At 67.0% G+C, this 26,566-nt stretch carries 31 protein-coding genes and 1 other RNA gene (1 of these 32 running past the window's edge); 15 read left to right on the top strand and 17 right to left on the bottom strand.

Translation table 11 applies throughout. From position 1 onward, the window contains the following. A protein-coding gene (gene nth / locus A3OK_RS0121065) for an endonuclease III (protein WP_081631219.1) crosses the window boundary here: on the top strand, nucleotides 1-210 show its end. The gene continues 612 nt to the left of window position 1, outside the view; the window shows 210 of its 822 coding nt (coding positions 613-822); the start codon falls outside the window, past its left edge; it ends in the stop codon at nucleotides 208-210. A 273-nt stretch (nucleotides 211-483) separates the two neighbouring features. Then, nucleotides 484-1,278, top strand: a complete 795-nt coding sequence (gene purC / locus A3OK_RS0121060; RefSeq protein WP_026175628.1) for a phosphoribosylaminoimidazolesuccinocarboxamide synthase — start codon at nucleotides 484-486, stop codon at nucleotides 1,276-1,278. Nucleotides 1,279-1,455: 177 nt separating this feature from the next. Here the strand turns inward: purC and A3OK_RS0121055 are convergent, their stop codons facing one another. Then, nucleotides 1,456-2,091 carry a hypothetical protein gene (locus tag A3OK_RS0121055; RefSeq protein ID WP_019906879.1) on the bottom strand — a complete coding sequence of 212 codons (636 nt, stop codon included), beginning with the start codon at nucleotides 2,089-2,091 and terminating at the stop codon, nucleotides 1,456-1,458. A gap of 41 nt (nucleotides 2,092-2,132) precedes the next feature. Continuing rightward, nucleotides 2,133-2,594 carry an invasion associated locus B family protein gene (locus A3OK_RS0121050; RefSeq protein ID WP_155912195.1) on the bottom strand — a complete coding sequence of 154 codons (462 nt, stop codon included), beginning with the start codon at nucleotides 2,592-2,594 and terminating at the stop codon, nucleotides 2,133-2,135. A gap of 354 nt (nucleotides 2,595-2,948) precedes the next feature. Here A3OK_RS0121050 and A3OK_RS0121045 point away from each other — a divergent pair, with 354 nt between their 5' ends. Beyond that, complete coding sequence (locus A3OK_RS0121045) at nucleotides 2,949-3,326, top strand: hypothetical protein (protein WP_019906877.1); 378 nt, start codon at nucleotides 2,949-2,951, stop codon at nucleotides 3,324-3,326. Nucleotides 3,327-3,343: 17 nt separating this feature from the next. On the opposite strand, the gene A3OK_RS0121040 is transcribed toward A3OK_RS0121045, so the two are convergent. Together A3OK_RS0121040 and phaZ are read right to left on the bottom strand one after the other, a co-directional pair. Continuing rightward, a complete protein-coding gene (locus A3OK_RS0121040) occupies nucleotides 3,344-4,078 on the bottom strand; it encodes a SprT family zinc-dependent metalloprotease (RefSeq protein WP_019906876.1) in 735 nt (244 codons plus the stop codon). Between the two features lie 83 nt (nucleotides 4,079-4,161). After that, the gene (gene phaZ / locus A3OK_RS0121035) at nucleotides 4,162-5,430 is read right to left on the bottom strand and encodes a polyhydroxyalkanoate depolymerase (protein WP_019906875.1); all 1,269 of its coding nucleotides are present in this window, start codon (nucleotides 5,428-5,430) and stop codon (nucleotides 4,162-4,164) included. 153 nt (nucleotides 5,431-5,583) lie between these two features. Here phaZ and A3OK_RS0121030 point away from each other — a divergent pair, with 153 nt between their 5' ends. The 5 genes from A3OK_RS0121030 to purQ all read left to right on the top strand — a co-directional run bounded on the left by A3OK_RS0121030 (nucleotide 5,584) and on the right by purQ (nucleotide 9,051). Then, nucleotides 5,584-6,969 (top strand): ActS/PrrB/RegB family redox-sensitive histidine kinase, encoded by a 1,386-nt coding sequence (locus tag A3OK_RS0121030; protein ID WP_019906874.1) that lies wholly within the window; start codon nucleotides 5,584-5,586, stop codon nucleotides 6,967-6,969. Nucleotides 6,970-7,009: 40 nt separating this feature from the next. After that, entirely contained in the window at nucleotides 7,010-7,612 is a 603-nt protein-coding gene (locus A3OK_RS0121025; RefSeq protein ID WP_019906873.1) for an ActR/PrrA/RegA family redox response regulator transcription factor, read from the top strand. 116 nt (nucleotides 7,613-7,728) lie between these two features. After that, complete coding sequence (locus A3OK_RS0121020) at nucleotides 7,729-7,968, top strand: hypothetical protein (RefSeq protein WP_019906872.1); 240 nt, start codon at nucleotides 7,729-7,731, stop codon at nucleotides 7,966-7,968. A gap of 163 nt (nucleotides 7,969-8,131) precedes the next feature. Beyond that, on the top strand, nucleotides 8,132-8,371 hold the full coding sequence (gene purS, locus A3OK_RS0121015; protein WP_019906871.1) for a phosphoribosylformylglycinamidine synthase subunit PurS: 240 nt from the start codon (nucleotides 8,132-8,134) through the stop codon (nucleotides 8,369-8,371). Further along, nucleotides 8,371-9,051 (top strand): phosphoribosylformylglycinamidine synthase subunit PurQ, encoded by a 681-nt coding sequence (gene purQ, locus A3OK_RS0121010; RefSeq protein WP_019906870.1) that lies wholly within the window; start codon nucleotides 8,371-8,373, stop codon nucleotides 9,049-9,051. Before purS ends, purQ begins: the two co-directional genes overlap by 1 nt. Before the next feature lie 47 nt (nucleotides 9,052-9,098). Here the strand turns inward: purQ and A3OK_RS0121005 are convergent, their stop codons facing one another. From A3OK_RS0121005 to gap, 8 genes are all read right to left on the bottom strand, one after another. Then, nucleotides 9,099-9,644 (bottom strand): adenine phosphoribosyltransferase, encoded by a 546-nt coding sequence (locus tag A3OK_RS0121005; RefSeq protein WP_019906869.1) that lies wholly within the window; start codon nucleotides 9,642-9,644, stop codon nucleotides 9,099-9,101. A gap of 85 nt (nucleotides 9,645-9,729) precedes the next feature. Next, nucleotides 9,730-10,524, bottom strand: coding sequence for an inositol monophosphatase family protein (locus tag A3OK_RS0121000; RefSeq protein ID WP_026597499.1), 795 nt, complete (start codon nucleotides 10,522-10,524; stop codon nucleotides 9,730-9,732). Nucleotides 10,525-10,663: 139 nt separating this feature from the next. Next, on the bottom strand, nucleotides 10,664-11,620 hold the full coding sequence (locus A3OK_RS0120995) for a tetratricopeptide repeat protein (protein WP_245259456.1): 957 nt from the start codon (nucleotides 11,618-11,620) through the stop codon (nucleotides 10,664-10,666). A 117-nt stretch (nucleotides 11,621-11,737) separates the two neighbouring features. After that, entirely contained in the window at nucleotides 11,738-12,391 is a 654-nt protein-coding gene (locus tag A3OK_RS0120990) for a thiamine phosphate synthase (protein ID WP_019906866.1), read from the bottom strand. 23 nt (nucleotides 12,392-12,414) lie between these two features. Next, nucleotides 12,415-13,485, bottom strand: a complete 1,071-nt coding sequence (fba, locus tag A3OK_RS0120985) for a class II fructose-bisphosphate aldolase (RefSeq protein ID WP_019906865.1) — start codon at nucleotides 13,483-13,485, stop codon at nucleotides 12,415-12,417. A 245-nt stretch (nucleotides 13,486-13,730) separates the two neighbouring features. Continuing rightward, nucleotides 13,731-14,933 carry a phosphoglycerate kinase gene (locus A3OK_RS0120980; protein ID WP_019906864.1) on the bottom strand — a complete coding sequence of 401 codons (1,203 nt, stop codon included), beginning with the start codon at nucleotides 14,931-14,933 and terminating at the stop codon, nucleotides 13,731-13,733. Between the two features lie 29 nt (nucleotides 14,934-14,962). Then, the gene (locus tag A3OK_RS0120975; RefSeq protein WP_019906863.1) at nucleotides 14,963-15,463 is read right to left on the bottom strand and encodes a hypothetical protein; all 501 of its coding nucleotides are present in this window, start codon (nucleotides 15,461-15,463) and stop codon (nucleotides 14,963-14,965) included. A 100-nt stretch (nucleotides 15,464-15,563) separates the two neighbouring features. Continuing rightward, complete coding sequence (gene gap, locus A3OK_RS0120970; protein ID WP_019906862.1) at nucleotides 15,564-16,571, bottom strand: type I glyceraldehyde-3-phosphate dehydrogenase; 1,008 nt, start codon at nucleotides 16,569-16,571, stop codon at nucleotides 15,564-15,566. Nucleotides 16,572-16,995: 424 nt separating this feature from the next. Between gap and A3OK_RS0120965 the strand changes: the two genes are divergently transcribed. The 7 genes from A3OK_RS0120965 to A3OK_RS0120940 all read left to right on the top strand — a co-directional run bounded on the left by A3OK_RS0120965 (nucleotide 16,996) and on the right by A3OK_RS0120940 (nucleotide 21,414). Next, a complete protein-coding gene (locus A3OK_RS0120965) occupies nucleotides 16,996-17,292 on the top strand; it encodes a DUF4164 domain-containing protein (RefSeq protein ID WP_026597498.1) in 297 nt (98 codons plus the stop codon). Nucleotides 17,293-17,322: 30 nt separating this feature from the next. Beyond that, nucleotides 17,323-17,682 carry a cell division protein ZapA gene (locus A3OK_RS0120960; protein ID WP_019906860.1) on the top strand — a complete coding sequence of 120 codons (360 nt, stop codon included), beginning with the start codon at nucleotides 17,323-17,325 and terminating at the stop codon, nucleotides 17,680-17,682. 67 nt (nucleotides 17,683-17,749) lie between these two features. Continuing rightward, nucleotides 17,750-17,907: non-coding RNA, 6S RNA (gene ssrS, locus A3OK_RS23765), on the top strand. Next, nucleotides 17,897-18,484: a 5-formyltetrahydrofolate cyclo-ligase gene (locus A3OK_RS0120955; RefSeq protein ID WP_019906859.1), complete on the top strand. Its 588-nt coding sequence runs from the start codon at nucleotides 17,897-17,899 to the stop codon at nucleotides 18,482-18,484. The genes ssrS and A3OK_RS0120955 overlap by 11 nt, the downstream gene beginning before the upstream one ends. Nucleotides 18,485-18,493: 9 nt before the next feature. Then, complete coding sequence (locus A3OK_RS0120950; RefSeq protein ID WP_019906858.1) at nucleotides 18,494-19,315, top strand: TIGR00282 family metallophosphoesterase; 822 nt, start codon at nucleotides 18,494-18,496, stop codon at nucleotides 19,313-19,315. Between the two features lie 120 nt (nucleotides 19,316-19,435). Further along, nucleotides 19,436-20,401: a MotA/TolQ/ExbB proton channel family protein gene (locus A3OK_RS0120945; protein WP_019906857.1), complete on the top strand. Its 966-nt coding sequence runs from the start codon at nucleotides 19,436-19,438 to the stop codon at nucleotides 20,399-20,401. Beyond that, nucleotides 20,401-21,414 (top strand): peptidoglycan -binding protein, encoded by a 1,014-nt coding sequence (locus tag A3OK_RS0120940; protein WP_019906856.1) that lies wholly within the window; start codon nucleotides 20,401-20,403, stop codon nucleotides 21,412-21,414. Before A3OK_RS0120945 ends, A3OK_RS0120940 begins: the two co-directional genes overlap by 1 nt. 406 nt (nucleotides 21,415-21,820) lie before the next feature. Here the strand turns inward: A3OK_RS0120940 and A3OK_RS0120930 are convergent, their stop codons facing one another. The 5 genes from A3OK_RS0120930 to mce form a co-directional block, all read right to left on the bottom strand. After that, nucleotides 21,821-22,534 carry an ABC transporter ATP-binding protein gene (locus A3OK_RS0120930; RefSeq protein ID WP_019906854.1) on the bottom strand — a complete coding sequence of 238 codons (714 nt, stop codon included), beginning with the start codon at nucleotides 22,532-22,534 and terminating at the stop codon, nucleotides 21,821-21,823. 16 nt (nucleotides 22,535-22,550) lie between these two features. Then, entirely contained in the window at nucleotides 22,551-23,855 is a 1,305-nt protein-coding gene (locus A3OK_RS0120925) for a lipoprotein-releasing ABC transporter permease subunit (RefSeq protein WP_019906853.1), read from the bottom strand. A 7-nt stretch (nucleotides 23,856-23,862) separates the two neighbouring features. Further along, nucleotides 23,863-25,188 (bottom strand): proline--tRNA ligase, encoded by a 1,326-nt coding sequence (proS, locus tag A3OK_RS0120920; protein ID WP_019906852.1) that lies wholly within the window; start codon nucleotides 25,186-25,188, stop codon nucleotides 23,863-23,865. Between the two features lie 577 nt (nucleotides 25,189-25,765). Continuing rightward, nucleotides 25,766-26,110, bottom strand: a complete 345-nt coding sequence (locus tag A3OK_RS0120915) for a DUF1467 family protein (protein WP_019906851.1) — start codon at nucleotides 26,108-26,110, stop codon at nucleotides 25,766-25,768. Continuing rightward, nucleotides 26,107-26,511, bottom strand: coding sequence for a methylmalonyl-CoA epimerase (gene mce / locus A3OK_RS0120910; protein WP_019906850.1), 405 nt, complete (start codon nucleotides 26,509-26,511; stop codon nucleotides 26,107-26,109). The genes A3OK_RS0120915 and mce overlap by 4 nt, the downstream gene beginning before the upstream one ends. Nucleotides 26,512-26,566: the final 55 nt, after the last annotated feature.

The following is a 26,566-nucleotide window of genomic DNA, read 5'->3' as shown; positions in this document are numbered from 1 at the left end:
GTCTCGAACCGCATTCCCCTCGTAGTCGCGCCGACCACCGACAAGGTCCAGGCGGGGTTGGAGGCGATCGTGCCGGAGCCGTTCCGCCTCAATGCCCACCATTGGCTGATCCTGTTCGGTCGCTACGTCTGCAAGGCGCGACGTCCCGAATGCCCCACCTGCCTCATCGCCGACCTCTGCACCTATCCGAGCAAGACCATCGCGGCGTGAGAGACAGACCGGGATCAGAGTGCGGGTAAACCTGCGGTGACCAGCCGGGCGGTCGAGGGACGGCGTCCGCCACGCATCGCGCTCACCCTGCACATCCCGCTCGCCCTGCACAGCCGGGCTGCCGGGGTACGCGTTGTACTGCAAACCCGCTTCGGGTAGTTTGCGCCACGGTCGTCGAGGCTTTCGACAAACGATGTGTTCTCGCGGCCCGGTCTCACCGAGGCCGCCACGCCGCGGATTCCGCACATCGTCTGTCCGAAGGAGTCACGGCCCATGGACTTCCTCAAACCACGGTATACGCCTATGAACCGCCGCCGTCGCATCTACGAGGGCAAGGCGAAGGTCCTCTACGAAGGACCCGAGCCGGGGACGCTCATCCAGCACTTCAAGGATGACGCGACCGCCTTCAACGCGCAGAAGCACGAGGTCATCGACGGCAAGGGCGTGCTGAACAACCGGATTTCCGAGTTCGTGTTCCAGCACCTCAACGATATCGGCGTGCCGACCCACTTCATCCGCCGCCTCAACATGCGCGAGCAGCTGATCCGCGAAGTCGAGATCATCCCGCTCGAGGTGGTGGTGCGCAACGTCGCCGCCGGTTCGCTCGCCACCCGCCTCGGCCTCGAGGAAGGCACGCAGCTGCCGCGCTCGATCATCGAGTTCTATTACAAGAACGACGCGCTCAACGACCCGATGGTGTCGGAAGAGCACATTACCGCGTTCGGCTGGGCGACGCCCCAGGAGATCGACGACATCATGGCCCTCGCCATCCGCGTCAACGATTTCCTGTCGGGCCTCTTCCTCGGCGTCGGCATCCGCCTCGTGGACTTCAAGATCGAGACCGGCCGCCTCTGGGAAGGCGACCTGATGCGCATCGTCGTGGCCGATGAGATCTCGCCGGATTCGTGCCGGCTGTGGGACATCAAGAGCCAGGACAAGCTCGACAAGGACCGCTTCCGCAAGGATCTCGGCGGCCTGATCGAGGCCTATACGGAAGTGGCCAAGCGTCTCGGCATCATGTCCGAGAACGAGAAGGTTCAGTCCGGCGGCCCGCGCCTGGTGCAGTAACACCAGACCTCGATGAGCGTGACCGATGGGTCGGGCTCGGTGAGACTGGGAATAGGACGCGCCGTAATCGATACGGAACGAAGAAGGGGGCCTCGCGCGAGCGGCGGCCCCCTTCTTTTTATGCGACGGCTTCTGCGACGAGGCATCCGCCCCAAGAGTCTCGGATCTCCCGCGAGCCTATTGTGCGGCGCCGGGAGCGGATTCGGTCGGCACTGCGGCGTTGGCCGGCGCCTTCTTGCGCTTGCGCGGTGCCGCGGCCTTCCCCGGATTGCCGTGGAGAGAGACGCCAATCTCGTAGCTCTCGCTCAGGGGACGCGGCACGACGAGATTATCCTCGATGACCGAGAACAGGCCCTGCGCCTCGCCGGCCCCGATCGACACCGGCACCTTGCGTGCCCGCGTCACGATCGTCTGGTCGCCGGCCTTGATCGTGAAATAGACCGGGGCCTCGAACCGTCCGGGACGCCCCTGCGGCCCGAGCAGAACCTGGCCCTCGACGCCGACTTTCACGCTGACCGAACCATCGGCCAATCGGACGCATTCGCGGGCGAGGCGTCCGAGGGTGATCTGGCTGCGCAGGGCCGCGTTGTCGTCGGCCCGTCCGCCGTAGCTGCGCAGGGCGGCACCGTTCTCGCCGACATCGATGGTGGGGCAGTAGACCTCGCCGAGGTCAGGCCCCTGGGACGGCGGAACCGTGGTCCCGCCGTATTTGAGCATGTTGGAGAACCAGTTGCCGTCCTCGGCCTCGGCCGCCCAGGGCAGCAGGGCCGCGATCAGGGCCAGCCCGACCGTCCTCGCACGTATCCGCATCATACGATCCCGCTGAAACGCCGGCGCACGACGCCGGAACAGGCCTATTTCAGGCTGGCGAACCCATCGCCGAACCCCTTCATCGAGAGGGGAATGCCGACGCCCTCCTCCGGGGTCTGGAACACGATGAACGTGGCCTGCGCCCCTGCGCTGAACTGCTTGATGAGGTTGTCGTCCATCACCACCTCGGCGACGCAGCCCGTGGTCAGGCAGCGGACGAAGCCGGCCCGGCCGACATCGGTCTTGTCGATCTTCAAACCGAGCCCCGACGGCAGGAGGACGCCCAGCGGCGCCACCACGCGCAGCAGATAGCCGCGATTGTCGGCGGTCTTGAGCACGATGACGACGAGGGTGAGGTTCGGCCGGTCCTCGGCGGCCAGATACTGGACCATGGCACATTGTTCGGCCTTGGCTCCGGCCGGTGTCTCGCAGCGGAGCTGCCAGTCACCGTAGGTGTTGCGCACCATGCCCTGCGCCTCGGCGCGGCCATTGCCAGCGAGTGTCATGCCGGCCAGTCCGACGAGGCAGGCCAAACCTGTCCTCGTCATGCCTGTCCTTGTCATGCCGGTCCTTGTGAAGCTGATCCTTGTGAAGCTGAACCTGGCGAGACGCCCGAGAATGGTCGCCCGACCATCGGCGACCGGCCTTGCGCGCCTCAGCAATCCTCGAAAACCCACGCGCCGATCCCTCTCGCCTCGAGCCCCTCATGGCCAGGGGCACCGGATGAAACCCGCGGTGTTCCGACCATGCGCGGCTATTCTGTGTCAAGCGTGACCACAAGTTTACCATCGCGGACTATCGTTCTCCGAGAAGACGCCCTAATTCCCAGGGTAAAGCCACAAACGCCTACGGACCCAGCCATGCGATTCAGAGCTACCGCCGCGTTCCTGATCCTTGCCGGGATCGCCCCCGCCTCGGCCCAATCCCTGCCGGTCGACGAGACCACCTATGTCGAACGCTCGCTCAACCGCGACGGTCCGCTCGTGGTCGAGCACCGGCCGATCCGGCGCATGCCGGGCGGACGGGTCAATACGAATTCCGCCGAGATCGCAGGCTTCTGCCGGGATGGCGGGTATGTCCGCCGCCTCGACGAGTTCGGCAATCCGACGATCCTGCGTCAGCGCGAAGTCTGCGACAGCGTGGCGCCCCGCACCATGCGGCCGGGCGACGTCGACGCTCGCCCGACATGGCCGGCGGAGCGGGTCGCGCGCGACCGGGTCCTGCGCGTTCGCGGGTAGGAATTCGGCCGCGCTCGTCAGCCGTAGCGATGGAGGCTCGCGCCGTTGCGCTTGAGCCAGCGCTCGGCATCCTCGACGTTCGGGCACAGCGATTCCAGCAGAGACCAGAAGCGGGAGGAGTGGTTCATCTCCCGTAAGTGGGCCATCTCGTGCGCCACGAGGTAATCGAGCACTAGGGGCGGCGCCAGGATGAGGCGCCATGAGAAGTTCAATTCGCCTCGCGCCGTGCAGGAGCCCCAACGCGAGCGGGTGTCGCGGATCGTGATCCGCTTCGGCCCCTGCCCGAGCTTCGCGGTATAGGTCGCCACGGACGTCGCGAGATCCTTGCGGACCTCCCGCTCCAGGAAATCTTGGACCCGACGCGGCAGGTGCGGCGCCTCGCAGGCCACCGACAGCACGGGACGATCGTCATCCTCGGCCAGCAGCGTCACGCCGCTGCGCTCGCTGCGGTGAACGATGCGATGAGCGACGCCGCGCAGGGGCAGTTCGGCCCCGGCCTCGAAGGCGACCCGCTCGGGCAGTTTCGCGAGCCGCATCGCGATCCAGCCGCCATGGCTCACCGCGAAGGTGCGGGCGACGGAGACCGACGTCCGTGCCGGCAATGTCATCACCACTTCGCCGGTCGCACTCGACACGCGCAGGGTCAATCGCCGGGCCGTGGGCCGGCGACGCAGGGTGACACGAAGCTTCGCGCCTTCGTGGAGGATGTCGATATGGTCGGGATCGGACCCACGCAGCAGGGCGACTCTCATGGCCGCAGCTTAGCCGCAGCCTCACACGGCCGCCATCGGCCCGTCGCTCGAGTCCAGAACTTTCGCGCGTTCCGCCCGGTGCATCACGCCGCCGGGCGTTGGGGGATCGCCGGCAGTCCCTGCATCTCGCGGATGAAGGACGCGATCCTCGGCGCGATCGTCGTGCGATAGCGCGAGCCGTTGAAGACGCCGTAATGCCCGACCCGCTCCTGCAGGTGATAGGCCTTGCGCTCTGCGGGCAGGTTCGGCGTCAGGTCGAGGGACGACTTGGTCTGTCCGACCCCGGAAATGTCGTCGTTCTCACCCTCGATGGCGAGGATCGCGCAGGAGCGGATGGCGGTGAGATCCACCCGCTCGCCATGGTGAAGCATCTCGCCCTTCGGCAGCGCATGGTCGACGAAGACCGTCTTGACCGTCTGGAGGTAGAATTCCGCGGTCAGGTCCATCACGGCGAGATATTCGTCATAGAATTCGCGATGTTTCTCGGCCGAATCGCCGTCGCCGGTGACGAGATGGTCGAACATCTCGGCATGGGCGTTGACGTGGCGGTCGAGGTTCATCGCCATGAAGCCGCCGAGCTGGAAGAAGCCGGGATAGACGCTGCGCATGGCGCCCGGATACATGAGCGGAACGACGGTGATGCAGTTCCGCTCGAACCATTCCGTGCCGCGCTCCTGCGCCAGGCAATTGACGGCCGTCGGCGAACGACGGGTATCGATGGGGCCGCCCATCAGGGTCATGGTGCAGGGCAGCGGCGTCAGCCCCTGCGCCTCCATCAACGCCACCGTGGCCAGGACCGGCACCGCCGGCTGGCACACGGCCATGATGTGAAGATCCGGTCCGAGGGCGAGGAAGATCTCCTTCAGGTAGTCGATATAGGTGTCGAGATCGAACCGCCCCTCGGTGATCGGCACGAGGCGCGCATCCATCCAGTCGGTGATGAAGACCTGATGATCGGGAAGCATCGCCTCCACGGTCCCGCGCAGGAGCGTGGCGTAGTGCCCCGACATCGGCGCCACGATCAGCAGTTTGGGCTGGGGCTCGGGCTGGCCGCGCTGGAAGGAGCGGTCGAAGGTCACCACCCGGCAGAACGGCTTCTCCCACACCACCCGTTCGCTCACGGGCACGCTGGTCCCGTCGACCCGGGTGCCGGTGAAACCGAAGGTCGGTTTGGCATAGCGGCGGGTTCCGCGCTCGAACATCTCGCAGGCGGCGGCCATGGACTTGGCGTAGGGCGAGTAGGCCAGCGGATTGGCCGGGTTTTGAAGACTGTGCTTGATCACATCCGCCGAGAGGCGCGCCGGCGCCGTCATCATGCGCCCGAGCTCGTACCAGGTGTAGGCCAAGCTCATATCCGTACCTCTTCCTCGTCTGTGCCGAGCGCTGGAACGCGGTAGAGAACGCGGCTCTCCGAAAAACGTTCGGCGTGCAGACTGCGCAATGGTGCGCGCAATCGTCGACGGGAGGATGGATTACCGCCCGGCGAGCGCTATCGTTGCGCATACATGATCGACATGAGCACCAACGGCTTCGTCCGCGACGCCCGCCACCTGCGCCTCGACACGTTCGTGCGCCTGCGCTGGCTCGCGATCACCGGGCAGAGCGCGGCCGTCGTCGGCGCGCAGTTCGGGCTCGGCCTGCCCCTGCCCTTCGGCTGGTGCTTCCTCGTGATCGCGGCATCGTCCTGGCTCAATCTCGCCCTGAGGATCCGGTTTCCGGCGAGCTACCGTCTGAGCGACGATTCGGCGGCCCTGCTGCTCGCCTTCGACATCATCCAGCTTGCGGCTCTCCTCTTCCTCACCGGTGGCCTGCAGAATCCGTTCTCCCTGCTCTTCCTCGCCCCGGTGCTGATTTCGGCCACCGCCCTTCCCCCCGAGCGGACCCTGGCTTTGGGCCTTCTCGCCGTCGGGCTCGCGACCATGCTGGCGCTGCTCCATCGGCCGCTGCCGTGGTTCGCCGACGGGCGGCTCGAACTTCCCTTTCTCTATGTCTCGGGCGTGTGGACCGCGATCCTGCTCGGCACCGCTTTTACCGGCGTCTATGCCTGGAAAGTCGCCGAGGAAACCCGCCAGCTCGCCCAGGCCCTCGCGGCCACCGAACTCGTGCTCGCACGCGAACAGCACCTGTCGCAGCTCGACGGGCTGGCGGCGGCGGCGGCGCATGAACTCGGCACGCCGCTGGGTACGATCATGCTGGTCACCAAGGAGCTCACGCGCCAGCTCGCCCCCACCGCCTCCCCGGCGGTGAAGGAAGACCTCAACCTCCTGCGCGATCAGGTCGATCGCTGTCGCGGCATTCTCTCGAAGCTGACCTCCCTCGACGGTGACGAGGCCGGCATCCTTCAAACCGTATCGCTGAGCCACCTCGTGGAGGAACTCGTGGCGCCGCAGCGTGCCATGGGCATCGCCCTCGACGTCACCAGCCGCGGCGACGGCATCGAGCCGGCCTGTCGGCGCAATCCCGGCGTGCTGTTCGGGCTCGCCAACATCGTCGACAACGCCGTGGACTTCGCCACCACCCGCGTCGTCATCGAGGCGCGCTGGACCGTCGACCGGGTCTCCCTCGAGATCAGCGACGACGGGCCGGGCTTCTCCAGCGAGATACTCCTTCGGGCGGGCGAGCCCTACGTCACCACGCGCAGCCCCGATAAATCACGCGGCGGCGACAGCGTCGGAGCCGGCCTCGGTCTCGGGCTGTTCATCGCGAAGACGCTGATCGAACGCTCCGGCGCCCAGCTTACGCTCTCCAATGTATCGGGCCACCAAGCAACCGGAGCCGTCGTGCGCGTATCCTGGGCACGGCACATCTTCGAGCGGGATACGCTACCGCGGCGCAGCGCCGAATTCAGTACTCAAGAGCCCCTGACGGAACGCAGTCCGGCGCCTATATAAGTTGCCAACAATTCAATCTCGAAAAACGGAGGAGCGTCAGATGCTGACGCAGAGTGGAAGTTCGGCCGTCACTGCCGACGTGCTGCAGACCTCGGAATCCGACCCGCTGGCGGCCTATGCCGACCGCTCGCTGCTGATCGTGGATGACGACCGTCCGTTCTCGACCCGGCTCGCACGGGCGATGGAAATGCGCGGCTACGAGGTCCAGGTCGCGGAAAGCGTGGCAGAGGGCGTCTCGATGGTCGATGCGCGTGCACCCGCCTTCGCGGTGATCGACATGCGGCTCGGCGACGGCAACGGTCTCGACGTGATCGCGCGCTTGAAGGAGAAGCGTCCCGAGGCACGCGGGGTCATCCTCACCGGCTACGGCAACATCGCCACCGCCGTGACCGCCGTGAAGCTCGGCGCGTTCGATTACCTCGCCAAGCCCGCCGATGCGGACGAGATCCACGGCACGCTGATGGCGCAGCCGGGCGAACGCGCGGATCCGCCAGAGAACCCGATGTCGGCGGACCGTGTCCGCTGGGAGCACATCCAGCGGGTCTACGAATTGTGTAGCCGCAACGTGTCGGAGACGGCGCGCCGTCTCAACATGCACCGGCGCACCCTGCAGCGCATCCTCGCCAAGCGAGCGCCGCGCTGATCCGGCCGTCCGGCCAAGACCTCGACCACCCGATGTTGCGCGGGATGGGACCGGCGCTGTAAAGCTCCGCCCTCCCGTCGCAAACGCTGCATCGGGGCCGACGGAGAATCACGCCCGTGAACACGCGCAACCTGATCACGATCCTCAGCATGATGGTGCTGGTGGGCACCGAAGTCTTCGCGGTCGCCATCGCCGCGGGCTGGGCCCTGGCCGGGTTGTTCGATCTCGGCGATACGGTCGGCCATGTCCTGATGGCTCTGTTCAGCCTGATCGCCGCCTGGATCATGCTCCAGCTGTGGCGCCGGGCAACGAGTATCGAACCGATCCGCACTCCCGTACCGGCCGCTCGCCGCTAGGGGGCGCCCTGCTACGCGTTCCGGTTTTCAATACGATCGGGCGACGTCGCTGAGTCGCGCGAACCCCTGATTTCCGCAGGGCCGCCGGTCTGCCCTGCGTTGCAAGGCCGGCATTTCCCGACTATCGCCTGACGGGCCGAGCCACAGCACCGAGTCCGAGCCCATGAAAGCCCGCATCATCGTCACCCTGAAGACCGGCGTGCTCGACCCCCAGGGCAAGGCGATCGAAGCCGCGCTGTCCTCCTTCGGCATCTCCGGTGTCGAGGGCGTGCGCCAGGGCAAGGTCTTCGATGTCGAGATCGCCGACACGGACAGGGCGAATGCCGAAGCGACGCTGAAGAGCGCCTGCGAGAAGCTGCTCGCGAACACCGTCGTCGAGAATTACGAGATCGAGATCGCCTGATGCGCGCCGCGATCGTCGTCTTCCCAGGCTCCAACCGCGACGGCGACGTCGCCCGCGCCCTGCGCCTCGCCGGCGCGGACGTGGTCAAGGTCTGGCATACCGATACGTCGTTGCCGGCGGGAACCGATCTCGCGGTTCTGCCCGGCGGCTTCTCCTATGGCGATTACCTGCGCTGCGGTGCCATTGCCGGGCGAGCGGGCGCCATGGATGCGGTCAGGGACCACGCAGCGCGCGGCGGCCTCGTTCTCGGCATCTGCAACGGCTTCCAGATCCTGTGCGAATCGGGATTGCTGCCCGGCGTCCTGATGCGCAACGTCGACCGGCGCTTCATCTGCCATCGGCAATTGCTGCGCGTCGAGCGGGCCGATACCCGCTTCACCTCGTCCTACGCGAAGGGTCAGGTCATCGACGTCTGCGTGGCGCATGGCGAGGGCAATTACTTCGCCGATGCCGAGACGATCTCCCGCCTCGAAGGCGATGGCCGCGTGGCCTTCCGCTATGCCGACGCCGCCGGCCAGCTGACGGTGGATTCCAACCGCAACGGGTCGCTCAATTCCATCGCCGGCATCTACTCGGAAAAGCTCAACGTGCTCGGGATGATGCCGCACCCGGAGAATTTCGTCGAAGGCCTGATGGGCGGACTCGACGGGCGCGGGCTGTTCGAGAGCTTGGCGGCTTAAGCCCGGTCGTACCCCCTCCCCCGCGGCGGGGGAGGGTCAGGGCACCATCAGTGCCCGTCGAATTCCATCAGCGTCCGCACCGGCACATCGAGATCGCGCAGCTTCTGCGCGCCGCCGATCTCCGGCAGATCGATCACGAAACAGGCCGCCACCACCTCGGCGCCGATCTGGCGCAGCAGGTTCACCGCCGCACAGGCGGTGCCGCCCGTGGCGATGAGATCGTCCACCAGCAGCACCTTGTCACCCGGCTTGATGGCATCCACGTGGATTTCCATCTCGTCGGTGCCGTATTCCAGCGCGTAGGCGATGGAGACGGTCTTGTGGGGCAGCTTGCCCTTCTTGCGGATCGGCACGAAGCCCGAAGAGAGCTGATGCGCCACCGCGCCGCCGAGAATGAAGCCGCGCGCCTCGATCCCCGCCACCTGATCGATCCGGCCGCCCGCATAGGGATGGACCAGGGAATCGACCGCGCGGCGGAACGCGCGCGGGTCGCTCAGCAGCGTGGTGATGTCGCGAAAGATGATCCCTGGCTTCGGATAATCCGGAATCGAACGGATCGAATCCTTCAGCGCGGAGTGGCGGCGGGCTTCCATACGGGCGGCTTTCGCGAGGTTCGGCGATGATCGGTGCGGGTTAGAGCAGACCCGGCCCCGGCTGGAAAGCCGGGGCCTCGGATCCTCAGGCGTTGGCGCGGCGCAGGAGCTTTACGAGTTCGCCGTGCAGATTCTCGTTGCCGCAGGCCACGGAGCGGGCAGCGAGCGGTTCCGCTCCGCCATCGGCGCTGGTGACGAAGCCGCCGGCCTCGCGCACCATGATGATGCCGGCCGCGATGTCCCAGGTCTGCAGGTCGCGCTCCCAGTACAGGTCCGAACGGCCGCAGGCGACGTAGGCGAGATCCAGGGCCGCCGAGCCGAAGCGGCGGATGCCGCCGGTCACCGCCATCACGGCCGCGACTTCGCGCATGAGCTTCGGGTGGTCGCCGCGCCCGAGATAGGGCGAGCCGTAGGCGACGAGGGCGTCGGCCATATCGTCCCGGCCGGAGACGCGCAGGCGGCGGTTGTTGAGGTAGGCGCCCTTGCCGCGCTCGGCCACGAACAGCTCGTCCTTGGCCGGGTCGTAGATGACGCCGGCGACGATCTGGCCATCGCGCTCGAGCCCAACCGAGATCGCGAAATGCGGGATGCCGTGCAGGAAGTTGGTGGTGCCGTCGAGAGGATCGACGTGCCAGGTATGGCTCTTGTCCTGTCCCTCGATGTTGCCGGATTCTTCCAGGATCAGGCCGTAGCCGGGACGCGCCTTCATCAGCGCATCGCGCAGAACCTCCTCGGCCTTGCGGTCGGCGGCGGAGACGAAGTTTCCGGGGCCCTTGCGCGAGACCTGAAGGTTCTCGATCTCACCGTAATCGCGCTTGAGGCCGCGTGCGGCCTTGCGGACGGCGTCGACCATGACGGTCATGAGGGGTGAGCTGATCATCGATGCAAAGGTCCGGGTCGATTCAAAGAACGGTCTTGCGCGGCCATAGCATGTTTGCCGCCCGCCTCACCCCTCGCGGATGCGGGGCAGAGCAGAATCGCGTGCAGGCTCCGGTCACCGCGGCAGGCGTGACGCCGGCCTACTCGACCTTGGCACGGTCCGCGGCGAGTCGCTCGGCACGGGTCCGCTCGTCCGCGCTGAGGCCGGACAGGGTCTCGTCGAGCTTCGGGTCCGAACGCCCCTGAGCGGCAGCCGCGAGGTTCCAGGCCGCCGCCTCGACCGTGTTCTTCGGCATTCCCCGGCCCAGGGCATAGAGGATGGCGACGCGATTCTGCGCGATGGCGTTGCCGCGCGATGCCGCGTGCAGGAAGTAGCGGCCGGCGCGGGCCTCGTCCTTCTCGACGCCGATGCCGTTGAACAGCAGGATCGCGAACTCGACCTCGCCCGCGAGGTCACCGTTGTCGGCGGCGCGGCGGAACCACTCCGCCGCCTGTTTCGGGTCCTTCTGCACCCCCCTCCCCTGAAGGTAGAGCACACCGAGATCGTGCTGGGCCGGGCCGATCTCGCCCTCGGCCGCCTTGCGGAACAAAGAAGCGGCCTTGACCTCGTCCTGTGTGGCGCCGGTGCCGATCAGGATCAGGGCGAGGTTGTAGGCGGCCGTCGTGTCGCCCTTGTCGGAGGCCTGTTCGAGCCAGCGGCGACCGGCTTTCGGATCCTTCGCACCGCCGCGGCCGTCGATCGACATCAGGCCAAGCGAGGCCATCGCGTGGATGTCGCCCTGGTTGGCGGCGAGGCGATACCACTCGGCGGCCTTCACGGGATCCTGCTTCACGCCGAGGCCCTGGTTATAGAGCTCGCCGAGAAGGGTCATCGCCGCCGCATCCTTGTTGTCGGCACCGATGCGCTTCGTCGCCTCGCGGAAGGCCGTCGTGTATTGGCCGCGCTGGTAGGCGCCGAAGGCGATATCGGGCTCGGTCGTCGAGCGCGGCGGCACCGCACCGACCGCACCGACGGAATAGGGTGTCGGAAGCTCCTTGACCGGCCCCTTCAACGTCTCATTCCCGCCGAGGGGGGCGGTGCGCCCACGCGGTGTCATCGACTGCGGAAGCGCAGGATCGGTCGGCATCACCTTGGGTGCCTCGGCCGAGGCGGCGAAGCCCACGCCTCCCGCCAGAGCGAGCGCGACACCGATCCGTAGGGAGCCCCTCACGCCTCAAGCCTCCGCTGCGGTGACCGTCGCCTGGATGGCGGCGACGTCGGCTCCTTCGCCCATCCACAGGGCGCTCTCGAGCCCCAGGAACTCGGCGCCGGTGGCCACGAGGCCATCCACCTGCGCCCGGTCATGAGCCACGGCGATGCAGGGTGTCTCGAAGATCTCGACCCACCATTCCGCCCGTTCCTGCACGGTCTCGGCATCGGGCGCGAATCCGTCGGCATACAGACCGCCGAACATCACGTAATCGACGCCGGCCTCGCCGGCCTCCATTGCCGCATGCTTCTGCTCGTGGCCGCCGGCCCCGAGGATACGGCCCTCGCTGAGGCGGCTGCGCAGCTCGCGCAGGACCCCGTCGCGGGCCTTGTCGATATGGACCCCGTCAGCCCCGCCTCGGGCCGCGACGCTGACGACGTCGCCGGCGAAGTCGGAGACCGAGATGACCAACGCGGCACCCGTCGATTGCGCGGCCGGCGCCAGACGCTTGACCAGGTTGACGAGGCTGCGCTCGTCGGCCGACGCGAGGCGCAGGATCACCGCGGCCACGTCCCCCGCCGCGCAGGCGGCGGTCAGCGCATCGGCGAGGGCGTCGGCCTGCGCGGCCTCCACACGATGCGGAGACAGAAGGGCGAGGCGGGTGTGGGGATCGGACATCGTCTGGTCTTGGTCCTCGAGCTTCAGGCCGCGCCGATTTTCGGATCGAGCGAGCCGCTGGCGTAGCGCTTGGCCATCTCGGAGACCGAAATCGGACGGATCTTGGAGCCCTGGCCGGCGGTGCCGAACTCCTCGAAACGCTGGCGGCAGAGCTTCGTCATCGCGTCCATGGCGGGCTTTAGATACTTGCGCGGATCGAACTCGGCCGGGTTCTCGGTGAGAATCTTCCGGATCTGGCCGGTCATCGCCATGCGGTTGTCGGTGTCGATGTTGATCTTGCGCACGCCGTGCTTGATGCCGCGCTGGATCTCCGCCACCGGCACGCCCCAGGTCGGCTTCATCTGGCCGCCGTAGGAATTGATGATGTCCTGCAGGTCCTGAGGCACCGAGGAGGAGCCGTGCATGACGAGGTGGGTCGTCGGCAGACGGCGGTGGATCTCCTCGATCACATTCATGGCGAGCACGTCGCCGTCGGGCTGGCGGGTGAACTTGTAGGCGCCGTGCGAGGTGCCCATGGCGACGGCAAGCGCGTCGACCTTGGTCGCCGTGACGAACTTCACCGCCTCTTCCGGGTCGGTGAGGAGCTGGTCGTGGCTGAGCACGCCCTCGGCGCCGTGGCCGTCCTCGGCCTCGCCCTGGCCACTCTCGAGGGAGCCGAGCACGCCGAGTTCGCCCTCGACCGAGACACCGGCCCAATGCGCCATCCGGGTCACGTTGCCGGTGATCTCGACATTGTAGGCGTAGTCGGCCGGGGTCTTGCCATCGGCCTTGAGGGAGCCGTCCATCATCACCGAGGTGAAGCCGTACTGGATCGCGGTGGCGCAGGTGGCTTCGTTGTTGCCGTGGTCGAGATGCATGCAGACGGGGATGTGCGGGTAGATCTCGACCAGGCCGTCGATGAGCTTGGCCAGCACCACGTCGTTGGCGTAGGCGCGCGCGCCCTTGCTGGCCTGGAGGATCACCGGCGAATCGGTGGCGTCGGCAGCCGCCATGATGGCGAGGCCCTGCTCCATGTTGTTCAGGTTGAACGCCGGCACGCCGTACTCGTACTCGGCGGCGTGATCCAGGAGCTGCCTCAGGGTAATGCGTGCCATTGGTATCCCCTAAAACGATCGCGCCACTCAGGCGCACGAATGATCAAACGAATGCGGTCTTCGTCACGGCATGTCCCCCCGCATTGTCATTCCGGGGCGCCGAAGGCGAGCCCGTAATCCGCTCATGCAGCTTGGGCGGACAGGATGCCGACCTGTGGTTCCGGGTTCCGGGCACCATATCGCGGCCCCGGAACGACGCTCGGGGGACGGAACCGGTCAGTTCAGCCCCGCCCATATCCTGCCCCTCAGCCCTTGACGCGCAGAGCCTCGACGCCGGGCAGGACCTTGCCTTCCAGCCATTCGAGGAACGCGCCACCCGCGGTGGAGACGTAGGAGAAATCGTCCGCCACGCTTGCGTGGTTGAGGGCCGCCACCGTGTCGCCGCCGCCGGCCACCGAGACCAGCCTGCCGGCTTTGGTGCGTTCGGCCGCATGGCGTGCGGCCGCCACCGTGGCGGCGTCGAAAGGCGTCAGCTCGAAAGCGCCGAGGGGGCCGTTCCAGACCAGGGTGGCCGCCGTGTCGATGGCGGCGGAGATCTCGGCGACGGTGGCCGGTCCGGCATCGAGGATCATGACACCCTCGGAGACGGAATCGACACCGATGGTCTCGTTGGCGGCATTCGCTTTGAACTCGGAGGCGACCACCGCGTCGACCGGCAGAATGATCCGGCATTGCGCGGTCTTCGCAGCCTCGATGATGCGCAGGGCCGTCTCCGCGAGATCCTTCTCGCACAGAGACTTGCCGACGCCCTTGCCCTGCGCGTGCAGGAAGGTGTTGGCCATGCCGCCGCCGATGACGAGCATGTCGACCTTGGCGACGAGGTTCTGCAGAAGATCGATCTTGGAGGACACCTTGGCACCGCCGACGAGGGCGATGACCGGCCGGCTCGGCGCTTCCAGCCCCTTGGTGAGCGCGTCGAGTTCCGCCTGCATCAGGCGGCCGGCATAGGCCGGCAGCGCGTGCGCGAGGCCTTCCGTCGAGGCATGGGCGCGGTGGGCGGCGGAGAAGGCCTCGTTGACGTAGACATCGCCGTTGGCGGCGAGCGCGTTCACGAAATCGGCCTCGTTCTTCTCCTCGCCCGCGTGGAAGCGGGTGTTCTCGAGGAGTAGCACGTCGCCGTCCTTCAGCGCCGAGACGGCACGTGTGGCGACCTCACCGACGCAATCCTCGGCGAAGGCCACCGGCCGACCGAGATGCTCGGACAGGGTGGAGACGACCTGCTTCAGCGAATCGCGCTCCACCGGCTTGCCCTTGGGACGGCCGAAATGCGCGAGCAGCACCACGCGGCCACCGCCCTCCGCGATCTCGCGGATCGTCGGCACGATCCTCTCGATGCGGGTCGCGTCGGTGACGCGCTCCCCTTCCATCGGCACGTTCAGGTCGACGCGGAGAAGCACGCGCTTGCCCTGGAGGGAGCCGGCATCGTCGAGGGTGCGGAAAGCGGTCATCCTGGCCTTCAATGCAGTCAAGAGAAATGTCAGCGCGGGGGCAGGAGCCCATCGAGATGGAAGCGCTGAGCGGCAATGGTCAGGACGACGGTGAGCACCGCCGTGACGATCGCCGTCAGCACCAGGGCGCCGGAGCCGGGCAGGCGCCGCGTCCGGTCGGCCACGGCGCGGACTTCGCTGCGAAGAGCCGCGAGATCGGATTGGCGGGCGGCCTCGCTCATCCGGGTCGTGGCCCCCTCGATCTTCTCCTCGACGCGGGAGAGCAATGCCTCGGAGCGGGCGTACTTGTCCTCGATCCGCGCGCATTTGTCCTCGATGCGGGCGAGTTGGTCGCCGCCGGGCGCGGGCTGGGACAGCGTCTCGGCGCGTGCGACGACAGCTTTCGGCGCCGCATGCTGGTTGGCGATCGCCTGGGTCTCGGGCACGGGCGACGGTGCCGTTCCACCGATCTCGGATGGTCTCGTCTCGGGTGCCTTCGCACCTGGAATGAAGTCGGGTCCGTTCGACGGGGTCGGCGAAGTCACGGTCATTTCAGACGCACCATTGATGGTCGATCACGGGGTGTCGTGCATGGGGTGTCGTGCATGGGACATCGCGGGCGGCCCATGGAGCCGCCCGGAAGCGCTGATCTCAGAGCAGCTTGCCCATCGCCACAGCCGTATCGGCCATGCGGTTCGAGAAGCCCCACTCGTTGTCGTACCAGGACAGGATGCGGACGAAGGTGCCGTCCATGACCTTGGTCTGGTCGAGGTGGAAGGTCGACGAATGCGGATCGTGGTTGAAGTCGATGGAGACGTTGGGCTGGTCGGTATAGGCCAGCACGCCCTTCAGCGGACCGTCGGCGGCGGCGCGGATCGCGTTGTTGATCTCCTCGACCGAGGTCTGGCGCTTGGCCGTGAACACGAGGTCGACGGCCGAGACGTTGGGGGTCGGCACGCGGATCGAGGTTCCGTCGAGCTTGCCCTTCAGCTCCGGCAGGACGAGGCCGACGGCCTTGGCGGCGCCGGTGGAGGTCGGGATCATCGAGAGTGCGGCGGCGCGGGACCGGTAGAGGTCCTTGTGCATCTGATCCAGCGAGGGCTGGTCGTTGGTGTAGGAGTGGATCGTGGTCATGAAGCCGCGCTCGATCCCGACGAGATCGTTGAGCACCTTGGCCACCGGCACGAGGCAGTTGGTGGTGCAGGAGGCGTTCGAGATCACGAGGTGGTCGGCGGTCAGTTGGTCGTGGTTGACGCCGTAGACAACGGTCAGGTCGGCCCCATCGGCGGGCGCCGAGACGATGACGCGCTTGGCGCCAGCATCGAGATGGGCCTTGGCCTTGTCCTTCGAGGTGAAGATGCCGGTGCATTCGAGGGCGATGTCGACGCCGAGTTCGCGATGCGGCAGCTCGGCCGGGTTGCGCACGGCGGTGACCTTGATGCGCTGTCCGTCGACGACGATGAACTCGCCATCCACTTCGACCTTGGCGTTGAACCGGCCGTGGATCGAGTCGAAGCGCAGCAGGTGGGCATTGGTCTCGACCGGGCCGAGATCGTTGATCGCGACGACCTCGATATCCTTGCGGCCGGCCTCGTGGATGGCGCGCAGGACGTTGCGGCCGATGCGTCCGAACCCGTTGATGGCAACCTTCACCGACACGGCGTCAATCCTTCTATGAACCGGGCACCGACCTCGCGGGGCCCGTAAGCAGCAAGAGCGAGACAGCGGACCGAAGGGGCGGAGCCGCCATTCGGCGTCGCTGTGTCATGTGCACCGTTGAACGTCAGATGAACCGCATTGCCCGCGCACAGACCCTCACGCGTCCTCGAACGGAACGATGCGGGATCGGTGGTTGAACGGGTCAAGGGCTCGAAATCCCAATCTGTCGGTCGGTTCGAGGGGCGCGCGGTCTCTAACATGAGCGAAACCGCTGGCAAAGGTTTTGCCCTGTCGATTCGTTTTCCTCCCCCGCATATGGGGACGGACCGACGATTTCACGCGCGAAACAATGGTGGTTTGGCTACAAATCCGCTTTGCCGAAACAAATGGACCGGGACATTCATGCCCTGCGGGACGCGCAACGATGATCCAGACGCCTGAGCGACCGAACGTGGACCATGCGCTTGCTCGACTCGAGACGGCATTGACACGGCTGGAGGCCTCCGTCGCCCATCGCCTCGAAGCCGAGCGCGAACCCGGCGACCTGGAGACGGAACTCGCCATCATGGCCGAGGACCGCGCGCGCCTCGCCGCCGAACTCGACGCCGCCAGCGCACGCCTCGCGACGGTGGAGGCCACCACGACCGACGTTGGGCAGCGCCTCGGGCGGGCGATCGAGGCGGTGGAGGGCGTGCTGGCCCATCCCCGTCCCTCGCGCTAAGCTCGGCCCTTCACACCAGCCCCATCGGACATGCCCCAGATCAGCGTCACCATCGACGGCAAGAGCTACCGGATGGCCTGTGCCGAAGGCGAGGAGGCGCATCTCTCGGCGCTCGCCGCCGACCTCGACACGCGCGTCACCGGCATGCGCCAATCCTTCGGCGAGATCGGCGACATGCGCCTGCACGTCATGGCCGCCCTGACCCAGGCGGACGAACTGGCGGAGCTGAAACGGCGCCTTGCCGATCTGGAGACGGAGACGGCCACGCTTCGCGAGCGCGTCGACACCGCCGATTCCGTCCGCGCGGACGAGGAAACCCGCATAGCGGACGGGCTCGGGCGGGCGGCGGAACGGCTCGAGCGACTGGCGAGCGCGCTCGCGGCAGGGTGAAGGCCTCGCGCACGATTGCAGAGCCGCCCCCCTGGCGCGGATCGTAAGCCGACGCTACATGGAGAGGGCGGTGCTGCGGGGTTCGTCAGGAGTACTTTTCCCCGGGGCCTTATCGACTCCCCAGGGAGCTGTCCCTGGCCCTGTCCCTGGACTTGGCCAACACGGCGCCCACCTACACTGTAGGTTTCCCGGGATCGCAACTCCAACGGCTCACGTGGCTCCGCACTCTGATTTCCCCGCTCTGAAAGCCGATCTTCGCAAACACGCCCTCGCCCGCCGCGACGGTCTCGACCGCGAGACCCGCCGGGTCGGCAGCCTGCGGATCGCGCAGAGCGTGATGCAGATCGGCAAACTTGCCGAAGCCGACATCGTCGGCGCCTTCTGGGCGATCCGCAGCGAAGTCGATCCCCTCCCCCTGATCGAGATGCTGTTCGCGCGCGGGCAGCGCGTGGCGCTGCCCAAGGTGACGCCGGACGGCCTCGTCTTCCGCGAATGGCGCGCCGGCGAGGCTCTGGTGCCGGGCTCCTTCGGCCTCAGCGAGCCGCGCGACGACCTGCCCCCCCTCGATCCCACGGCCCTCATCGTGCCGCTCGCCGCCTTCGACCGGCGCGGGCACCGCATCGGCTATGGACGCGGCTATTACGACCAGGCCATCGACCGGCTCTCGCGCAACGGTCCGGTTCTGACGATCGGCATCGCCTTCGCGGTCCAGGAGGTTGAAACCGTACCGTCCGAGCCGCACGACCAGCCCCTCGACCACCTCATCACCGAAGCGGGGCCGGTCCCGCTCGTGCGGGACTGACATCGACGCATGCGACTTCTCTTCCTCGGCGACGTGGTGGGCCGCCCCGGCCGAAACGTGGTGATGGACCGGCTGCCGAAGCTGCGCGAGCGCTGGCGCCTCGACTGCGTCGTCATCAACGGCGAGAACGCGGCCGGCGGTTTCGGCATCACGGAGGCGATCTGCGACGAGCTTCTCCAGGCCGGGGCCGACGCGGTCACCCTGGGCAACCACTCCTTCGACCAGCGCGAGGCCCTGGTGTTCATCCAGCGCCAGTCCCGACTCGTGCGTCCGGCGAACTACCCGCCCGGCACGCCGGGACGGGGCGCCACCGTGGTGGAGACGCGCGACGGCGCGCGCGTCCTCGTCCTCAACGTCATGGGCCGCATCTACATGGATGCGCTGGACGATCCGTTCGCCTCCGCCGAGCGCGAGCTCTCCGCCTGCCCCCTCGGCGAGGTGGCCGACGCGATCATCGTCGATGTCCATGCCGAAGCGACCAGCGAGAAGCAGGCATTCGGGTACTTCCTCGACGGTCGCGCCAGCCTCGTCGTCGGCACGCATACCCACACGCCCACCGCCGATCACCGCATCCTTCCCGGCGGCACCGCCTATCTGTCCGATGCCGGCATGTGCGGCGATTACGATTCGATCCTCGGGATGCAGAAGGACGAGCCCCTGCGGCGCTTCCTTCAGAAGACCCCCGGTGCGCGCCTGGATTCTGCGCAGGGGAAGGGGACCCTGTGCGGAATCGCGGTCGAGACCGACAATGCGACGGGCCTCGCCACCATGGTGTCGGCGGTCCGCCTCGGTCCGCATCTCGAAGAAACCTGGCCTCGGTCGTGGGATTAGCCCGGTTCAGCTGGTGATGGACTTCCCGGTGGCTTGATCGTGGCAGATCCTGCCGCCAATGTGCGGGCACATTGGTCCCGCCCGCTTTACGAGCCAGCGTAGAAGAGTCCCTGACAGCCCATGGCGACCCGCTCCGCGACTGCCCCACTGAGCCGCCCGGGAATCTATCTGATCCGGATGCTGGTCTTCCTGATCCTCGTCGGCTTCCTCGCCTTCGTCCTATTCCGGCAGATCACCCCCGCCTTCCTCGCTAATGCCGGTTTGAACGGACTGATCCTCGGCGTCCTCCTCATCGCCGTCCTGCTCGCCTTCGGCCAGGTGATCCGGCTCTTCCGCGAGGTCGCCTACGTCAATGCGGTCGCCGCCGGCGAGGATTCGGCCAAGCCGCCGTCGCTGCTGGCGCCGCTCTCGCCGGCGATCCTGGCGCGCCGCGAAGGCACGACCCAGGCGGGCGTGCGATCCTATCTCGATACCGTCGCGGCCCGCCTCGACGAGGGCCGCGAGATCCTGCGTTACGTCGCCGGCCTGCTGATCCTGCTCGGCCTGCTCGGCACGTTCTGGGGCCTCATCGACACGCTGAGCGCGGTCGGCTCGGTCATCCAGAGCATGCGCGGCGGCGGCGAGGCGAGCGCGATGTTCGACGAGTTGAAGAACGGCCTCGCCAAGCCGCTCTCCGGTATCGGCCTCGCCTTCTCGGCCTCGCTGTTCGGCCTGTCGAGCTCGCTCATCACCGGCTTCCTCGATCTCCAGGCGGGCCAGGCCCATGCCCGCTTCCACAACGAGCTGGAAGATTGGCTGGTCTCCGGCGAGGAGCAGACGACGGCAGCACGCCCCGTCATGGCTCAGGAGCCGGCCTCGGCCCGCGAACTCACCGAAGCGGTGGACCGGCTCTCGGCCATCGTCTCCGAGGGCGCCAACGGGCGCGTCGCGACCCAGGCAATGACCAACCTCGCCGAGGGCATCCAGGGCCTCGTCCAGCACATGCGCGCCGAGCAGCAGATGATCCGCGACTGGGTCGAGGCGCAGGCGACGCGGGAACGCGACCTGAAGCAGGTCCTCGACCGGCTCGGCCGCGAGAAGGCCTGATGGCCTCGCTGCGCACGCGCCGGGACCGGAGCCTCAACGTCTGGCCGGGCTATGTCGATGCCCTGGCGACGCTGCTGCTGGCCGTGGTCTTCCTGCTCACGATCTTCGTGGTGGGGCAGTTCTTCCTGTCGCAGGAGATCACCGGCCGCGATTCGGTGTTGAATCGACTCAACCGCCAGATCGCCGACCTCACCGACCTCCTCGCCCTGGAACGCTCCAATCGCCGTGCCCAGGAAGAGAAGGCCTCGAACCTGCGCACGACCCTCCTCGGCACCGAGGCCGAGCGCGACAAGCTGAAGGAACAGGCCCTCGGTGCCGCGAGCAGCGACGGCCGCCAGGGTGAACTCGACAAGCAATTGCTGACCGAGCGTGCCGCCAGCGCGCGTGCCGCCTCGCAGATCGACCTCCTCAACGAGCAGATCGGCGCCATGCGCCGCCAACTCGCCGCCCTGGAGGATGCGCTCGCCGCGAGCGAGAGCCGCGACCGCGAGAGCCAGGCCCGCATCGCGGATCTCGGCAGCCGCCTCAATGTCGCGCTGGCGCAGAAGGTCCAGGAACTGGCGCGCTATCGCTCGGACTTCTTCGGCCGCCTGCGCCAGATCCTCGGCAACCGCAGCGACATTCGCGTGGTCGGCGACCGGTTCGTCCTGCAATCGGAAGTGCTGTTCCCGGCGGGTTCCGCGAGCCTGAAACCGGAAGCGGCGCCCGAACTCGACCGGATCGCCACCGCGATCCTCGACCTCGCCAAGCAGATCCCCGCCGATATCCCCTGGGTACTGCGGGTCGACGGGCATACCGACGCCCGCCCCATCGCCAGCTCGCAATTTCCGTCGAACTGGTCCCTTTCGGCGGCGCGTGCCATCGCCGTCGTGCAGTTCATGGCGGCCAAGGGCATCCCGCCTCAACGCCTTCTCGCGGCCGCCTTCGGCGAATTCCAGCCGCTCGAGGCCGGTACCACCGAAGAGATCTATTCTCGCAACCGCCGCATCGAACTGAAACTCACCGAACGCTGATGCGAGCCCCTCACCGCAGCGGCGCGAGCGCCACCGCCCAGACCACGAACGCCCCAGAAAGCAGGCCGAAGGCCATGAACTCCACCGCGCCGGTCAGGATCATCCGCTTGAACATGTGACGCGCCCCTCGTTGACGGGATCATCTTTGTTCTTGTTTTGTTCTGTGTAAAGCGGGGATTTTGGGCGAGCGCCGGCGTGGTTGAGAAACCGTGAACATGGCTCTCGGGCGTTGAGGGTCAGAACACTGCATTCATCGGGGTGCCGCCGCGCCGGGAGCCCTCGATGAGATCCGGTCGTCCACGAACGTTTCCATCGTGAAAGAGCGATCCGGGCGCGGGTGCCGAAGGCCGGCAGCGGGGAGCGTCGAGGGAACAGGCCGCTCGTCGTTCCCCGTTTCCGATACCCTCTACGCCAGCTGCTCGATCAGCCCATCCCGGATGGTGACGCGCCGGTCCATGCGAGCGGCGAGTTCCATGTTGTGCGTGGCGACGAGCGCCGCGAGGCCCGAAGCGCGGACCAGCGACACGAGGATGCCGAAGACATGCGCCGCCGTGTGCGGGTCGAGGTTGCCGGTGGGCTCGTCGGCCAGCAGCAGGCGCGGGCCGTTGGCGACCGCGCGGGCGATGGCGACGCGCTGCTGCTCGCCGCCGGACAATTCGGCGGGGCGGTGGACCAGGCGCTCCTTGAGGCCGAGAAAGCTCAGGAGTTCGGTGGCGCGCGCCTTGGCCTCCTTGGCGCCGAGACCACGGATGAGCTGCGGCATCACCACGTTCTCCAGGGCCGAGAATTCCGGCAGGAGATGGTGGAACTGATAGACGAAGCCCATCTCCTCGCGGCGAAAGCGCGTGCGCTCGGCATCGGGCATCGCCGCGGTGGGCTGGCCACCGATATAGACCTCGCCGCCGTCGGGCCGTTCGAGCAGACCGGCGAGGTGGAGAAGAGTGGATTTGCCCGCCCCCGAGGGCGCCACCAGCGCCACGAGTTCACCCGGCCAGATCGCGAGATCGGCGCCGCGCAGGATGTCGAGAGCACCCGTCCCTTGCGCGTAGCGGCGTTCCACCTTGGCAAAGAACAGGGCCGGGACCGGCTGAGCGCCGGCCGCCTCGGCGGAAGTGTTCATGAGTGTCCGATCCGCCTCAACCGTAACGCAGGGCCTGCACCGGATCGAGCCGGGCGGCGCGCCAGGAGGGATAGAGCGTCGCCACGAGCGACAGGGCGATGGAGGTGAGGACCACCACCGTGATCTCGCCGGAATTCATCTCGGCCGGAATTTCGGCGAGGAACCGCACCGTCGGGTCCCAGGCCGAGGGAAACAGCACCCGCTGGATCGGCTTGATGTTGAGGGTGATCAGGATGCCCAAAGCCAGCCCGCTCAGGGTGCCGACGATGCCGATGAGAGCGCCGTTGATGAGGAATACCCGCATCACGGTGCCGGGCGTGGCGCCCATCGTCCGCAGGATCGCGATATCGCTCGACTTGTCGCGCACCAGCAGGATCAGGCCCGAGATGATGTTCAGGGTGGCCACCACGACGATCAGGCTGAGGATCAGGAACATCACGTTCCGCTCGACCTCCAGGGCGCCGAAGAACGTCCGGTTGCGCTGGCGCCAGTCGGTGAGCAGCACGGGGCGCTCGGCCGCCATCTCCAGGTCCGGGCGCAATTGCGAGACCGCGTCGGCATTGTCGAGATAGACCTCGATCAGGCTGACATCGCCCTCCCGGTTGAAGAAGGCCTGGGATTCGGCGAGCGGCATGAACACGAAGGTGGCGTCGAACTCGGTCATGCCGATCTCGAAGATCGCCTTCACCGTATAGGCCTTGGTGCGTGGCGCCGTGCCGAACGGCGTCGTCGCCCCCTTCGGCGTCGACAGGGTGATCTGGTCGCCGGCCTGGAGGCCGAGGGATTCCGCGAGCCGCCGCCCGATGGCGACGCCGGTGCCGTCGTCGAACCCGTCCAGGGTGCCGCCGCGAATGGTCTTGGCGATGGAGCCGATGGAATCGATGTCCTCGCCGCGGATGCCGCGCACCAGCACGCCGCTGCCGCCATAGGGCGACGAGGCGAAGGCCTGGCCTTCGACCAGCGGGATCGCCGAGCGGACGCCGGCCACTTTCGAGAGCCGGTCGGACAAGTCGACGTAATCGGTGAACAGCTTGTCGATGGGCGTGACGAAGACGTGGCCGTTGATGCCGACGATCTTCGACAGGAGTTCTGTGCGGAAGCCGTTCATCACCGAGAGCACGATGATGAGTGTGGCGACCCCGAGGGCGATGCCGAGGACCGAGAAGAAGGCGACGACGGAAACGCCGCCGCCCCTGCGCCGCGCCCGCATGTAGCGCCCGGCGATGATCCATTCGAAGGCGGCGAATGGCGGCGTGCTGCCTCGCGCGAACAGGCCGCTCAAAGACGCGAGCCGCTCCTTCACCGTCCCTGCCAATGCCATGACGGCCTCAGTTCCGCTTCAGGCGGGAGATCAGATCGATCGGCGCCACGCTCTCGCGCTCGCCGCCGGAGCGGCGCTTGATCTCGACCTTGCCTTCGGCCAGCCCACGCGGGCCGACGACGACCTGCCAGGGCAGGCCGATCAGGTCGGCGGTGGCGAATTTCGCGCCCGGACGCTCGTCGCGGTCGTCGTAGAGCACGGTCAGGCCGTTGGCCTCGAGATTGGTCTGGATCTCGGCGCAGGCGGCGTCGGTCGCCGCGTCGCCGGTCTTGAGGTTGATCAGCGCGACGTCGAACGGCGCCACGGAATCCGGCCAGATGATGCCGGCCTCGTCATGCGACGCCTCGATGATCGCGGCGACGAGCCGGCTCGGGCCGATGCCGTAGGAGCCCATATGGACGGGACGGTCGACGCCGTCCGGGCCGGTCACCTTGGCGCCCATCGCCTCGGAATACTTCGTGCCGAAATAGAAGATGTGTCCGACCTCGATACCGCGTGCGGCCATCTGCTTGTCTTCGCCCACCTCGGCGAAGGCGGCCGGCTCGTGCATCTCGGAGGTCGCGGCGTAGAGCGAGGTCCAGCGGTCCACGGTGCCCTGGAGGCCGGCGACGTCGTCGAAATCGGTGGTCACCGGCGGGATGTCGAAGTCGAGATACTGCTTGTCGCAATAGACCTCGCTCTCGCCGGTCCCCGCCAGGATGATGAATTCGTGGCTGAGGTCGCCGCCGATCGGGCCGGTATCGGCCCGCATCGGGATCGCCTTGAGGCCGAGGCCGGCGAAGGTCCGCAGGTAGGCGACGAACATCTTGTTGTAGGCGTGCCGGGCGGTCGCCTGATCGAGATCGAACGAGTAGGCGTCCTTCATCAGGAACTCGCGCGACCGCATGGTGCCGAAGCGCGGGCGCACCTCGTCCCGGAACTTCCAGGAGATCTGGTAGAGGTTCTTCGGCAGGTCCTTGTAGGATCGCACGCTTCCCCGGAAGATCTCGGTGATGACCTCCTCGGCGGTGGGGCCGAACAGCATCTCGCGGTCATGACGATCGGAAATGCGCAGCATCTCCTTGCCGTAGGCCTCGTAGCGGCCGGATTCCTTCCACAACTCGGCGGACTGGATCGTGGGCATCAGCAGCTCGATGGCGCCGGAACGGTCCTGCTCCTCGCGGATCACCGCGCAGACCTTGTTGAGGACGCGCAATCCCAGCGGCAGCCAGGCATAGATTCCGGCGGCTTCCTGGCGGATCAGGCCGGCCCGCAGCATCAGGCGGTGGGAGACGATCTCCGCTTCCTTCGGTGTCTCGCGCAAGGTCGGCAGGAAGTAACGGGAGAGACGCATTGCAGGCCTTGAATCTTTGGGGCGCAGTCATGCCGCGCATCGCTGCCGGGCACACAACACATTGCATCGGCAAAATACAAGCGCCGTCCGGACTCAGGGGAAGCGCGGAACGGTCACGAAACCCGGCACCGCCTGCGATCGGAGGCGAAATCCGTCAACTCCTGCAAAAAAACGTGAGGAATCATCTCTGGATAGGTGACAATGCGCAATCCAGTTCCTATACACGCCGCCGTGATGGTCGCGACGCCCGGAGAGGCAGCGCGAGGTCCGAGTCTCGGGAGGAAATTCCAGCCGCCACGCCGTCAGAAATGCGTGAGATAAAATAGGCTGACACGTCATCTATGTTCTCAAAAGCAAGGCGCGAGCCTTGCTTTTTTTATGGCTGCCGCGCCACCGCGCCTTTGGGGTGCGCCGCCGGAGCCACCTCACGAAGGGCCGCGAGCGCGTTCGGAAACCCCGCCGTCAGGGCGCGGCCGGGGAATGAGAGCGAAGCCGTCGGAGTCCAGCGCTTCGGGTGGCCGTTCCCTAGAATGCGGGCACGTTCACGTCACCGGCATCGCCTGCCGGTTCACGCAATCTACAATCCCGACAACTCGAAGATCGGAATCGCCACGAGGAACACGGCGCTGGCGAGGAACGTCGTCCAGATCGCCTTCTCGCGCAGGCGCGGCACGGCAGGAGCTCCGGGATCCTGTCCCGGCACGATCAGCTCCGGGTCGGTCTCGACCTGGTTGCGGATCGGCAGGATGACGAAGAGCAACGTCCACCAGACCACGAAATACAGGGCGAAAGCCCCGAAAACGGTGAGCTTGAACAGAAAGACGGCCAGGGCCGCCACGGCCGAAATGATGACGACCATGGCGGCGAGTGTCCGCCAGGTCGTGGCCGAGGCGGTCCGAACGAAAGCGTTCACGCCGCTCACACCTGCTCCAGCTCGACCAACGTGCCGAGGAAGTCCTTGGGATGGAGGAACAGGACCGGCTTGCCATGCGCGCCGATCTTCGGCTCGCCGGTGCCGAGAACGCGGGCGCCCTGGGCCTTCAGTTTGTCGCGGGCGACGATGATGTCGTCGACCTCGTAGCAGACGTGGTGGACGCCGCCATTGGGGTTGCGCTCGACGAAGCTCTCGATCGGCGAACCCTCGCCGAGAGGCGACATCAGCTCGACCTTGCTGTTGGGCAGGTTCACGAACACCACCGTGACGCCGTGCTCAGGCTGCGGCAGCGGCTCGGTGAGCGTGGCGCCGAGGGTATCGCGATAGATGGCACAGGCCGCGTCGAGGTCTCGCACGGCAATGGCTACGTGGTTCAGGCGTCCGATCATTGGTGTGCTCCCTCTTCCGCAATCCGATCGTTCTTCCTCAAACCGAGCTGTGGCG

It is taken from the genome of Methylobacterium sp. 77 (assembly GCF_000372825.1).
In the GTDB taxonomy this organism is placed as follows: Bacteria; Pseudomonadota; Alphaproteobacteria; order Rhizobiales; family Beijerinckiaceae; genus Methylobacterium.
This window is presented reverse-complemented; position numbering and strand designations above follow the sequence as displayed.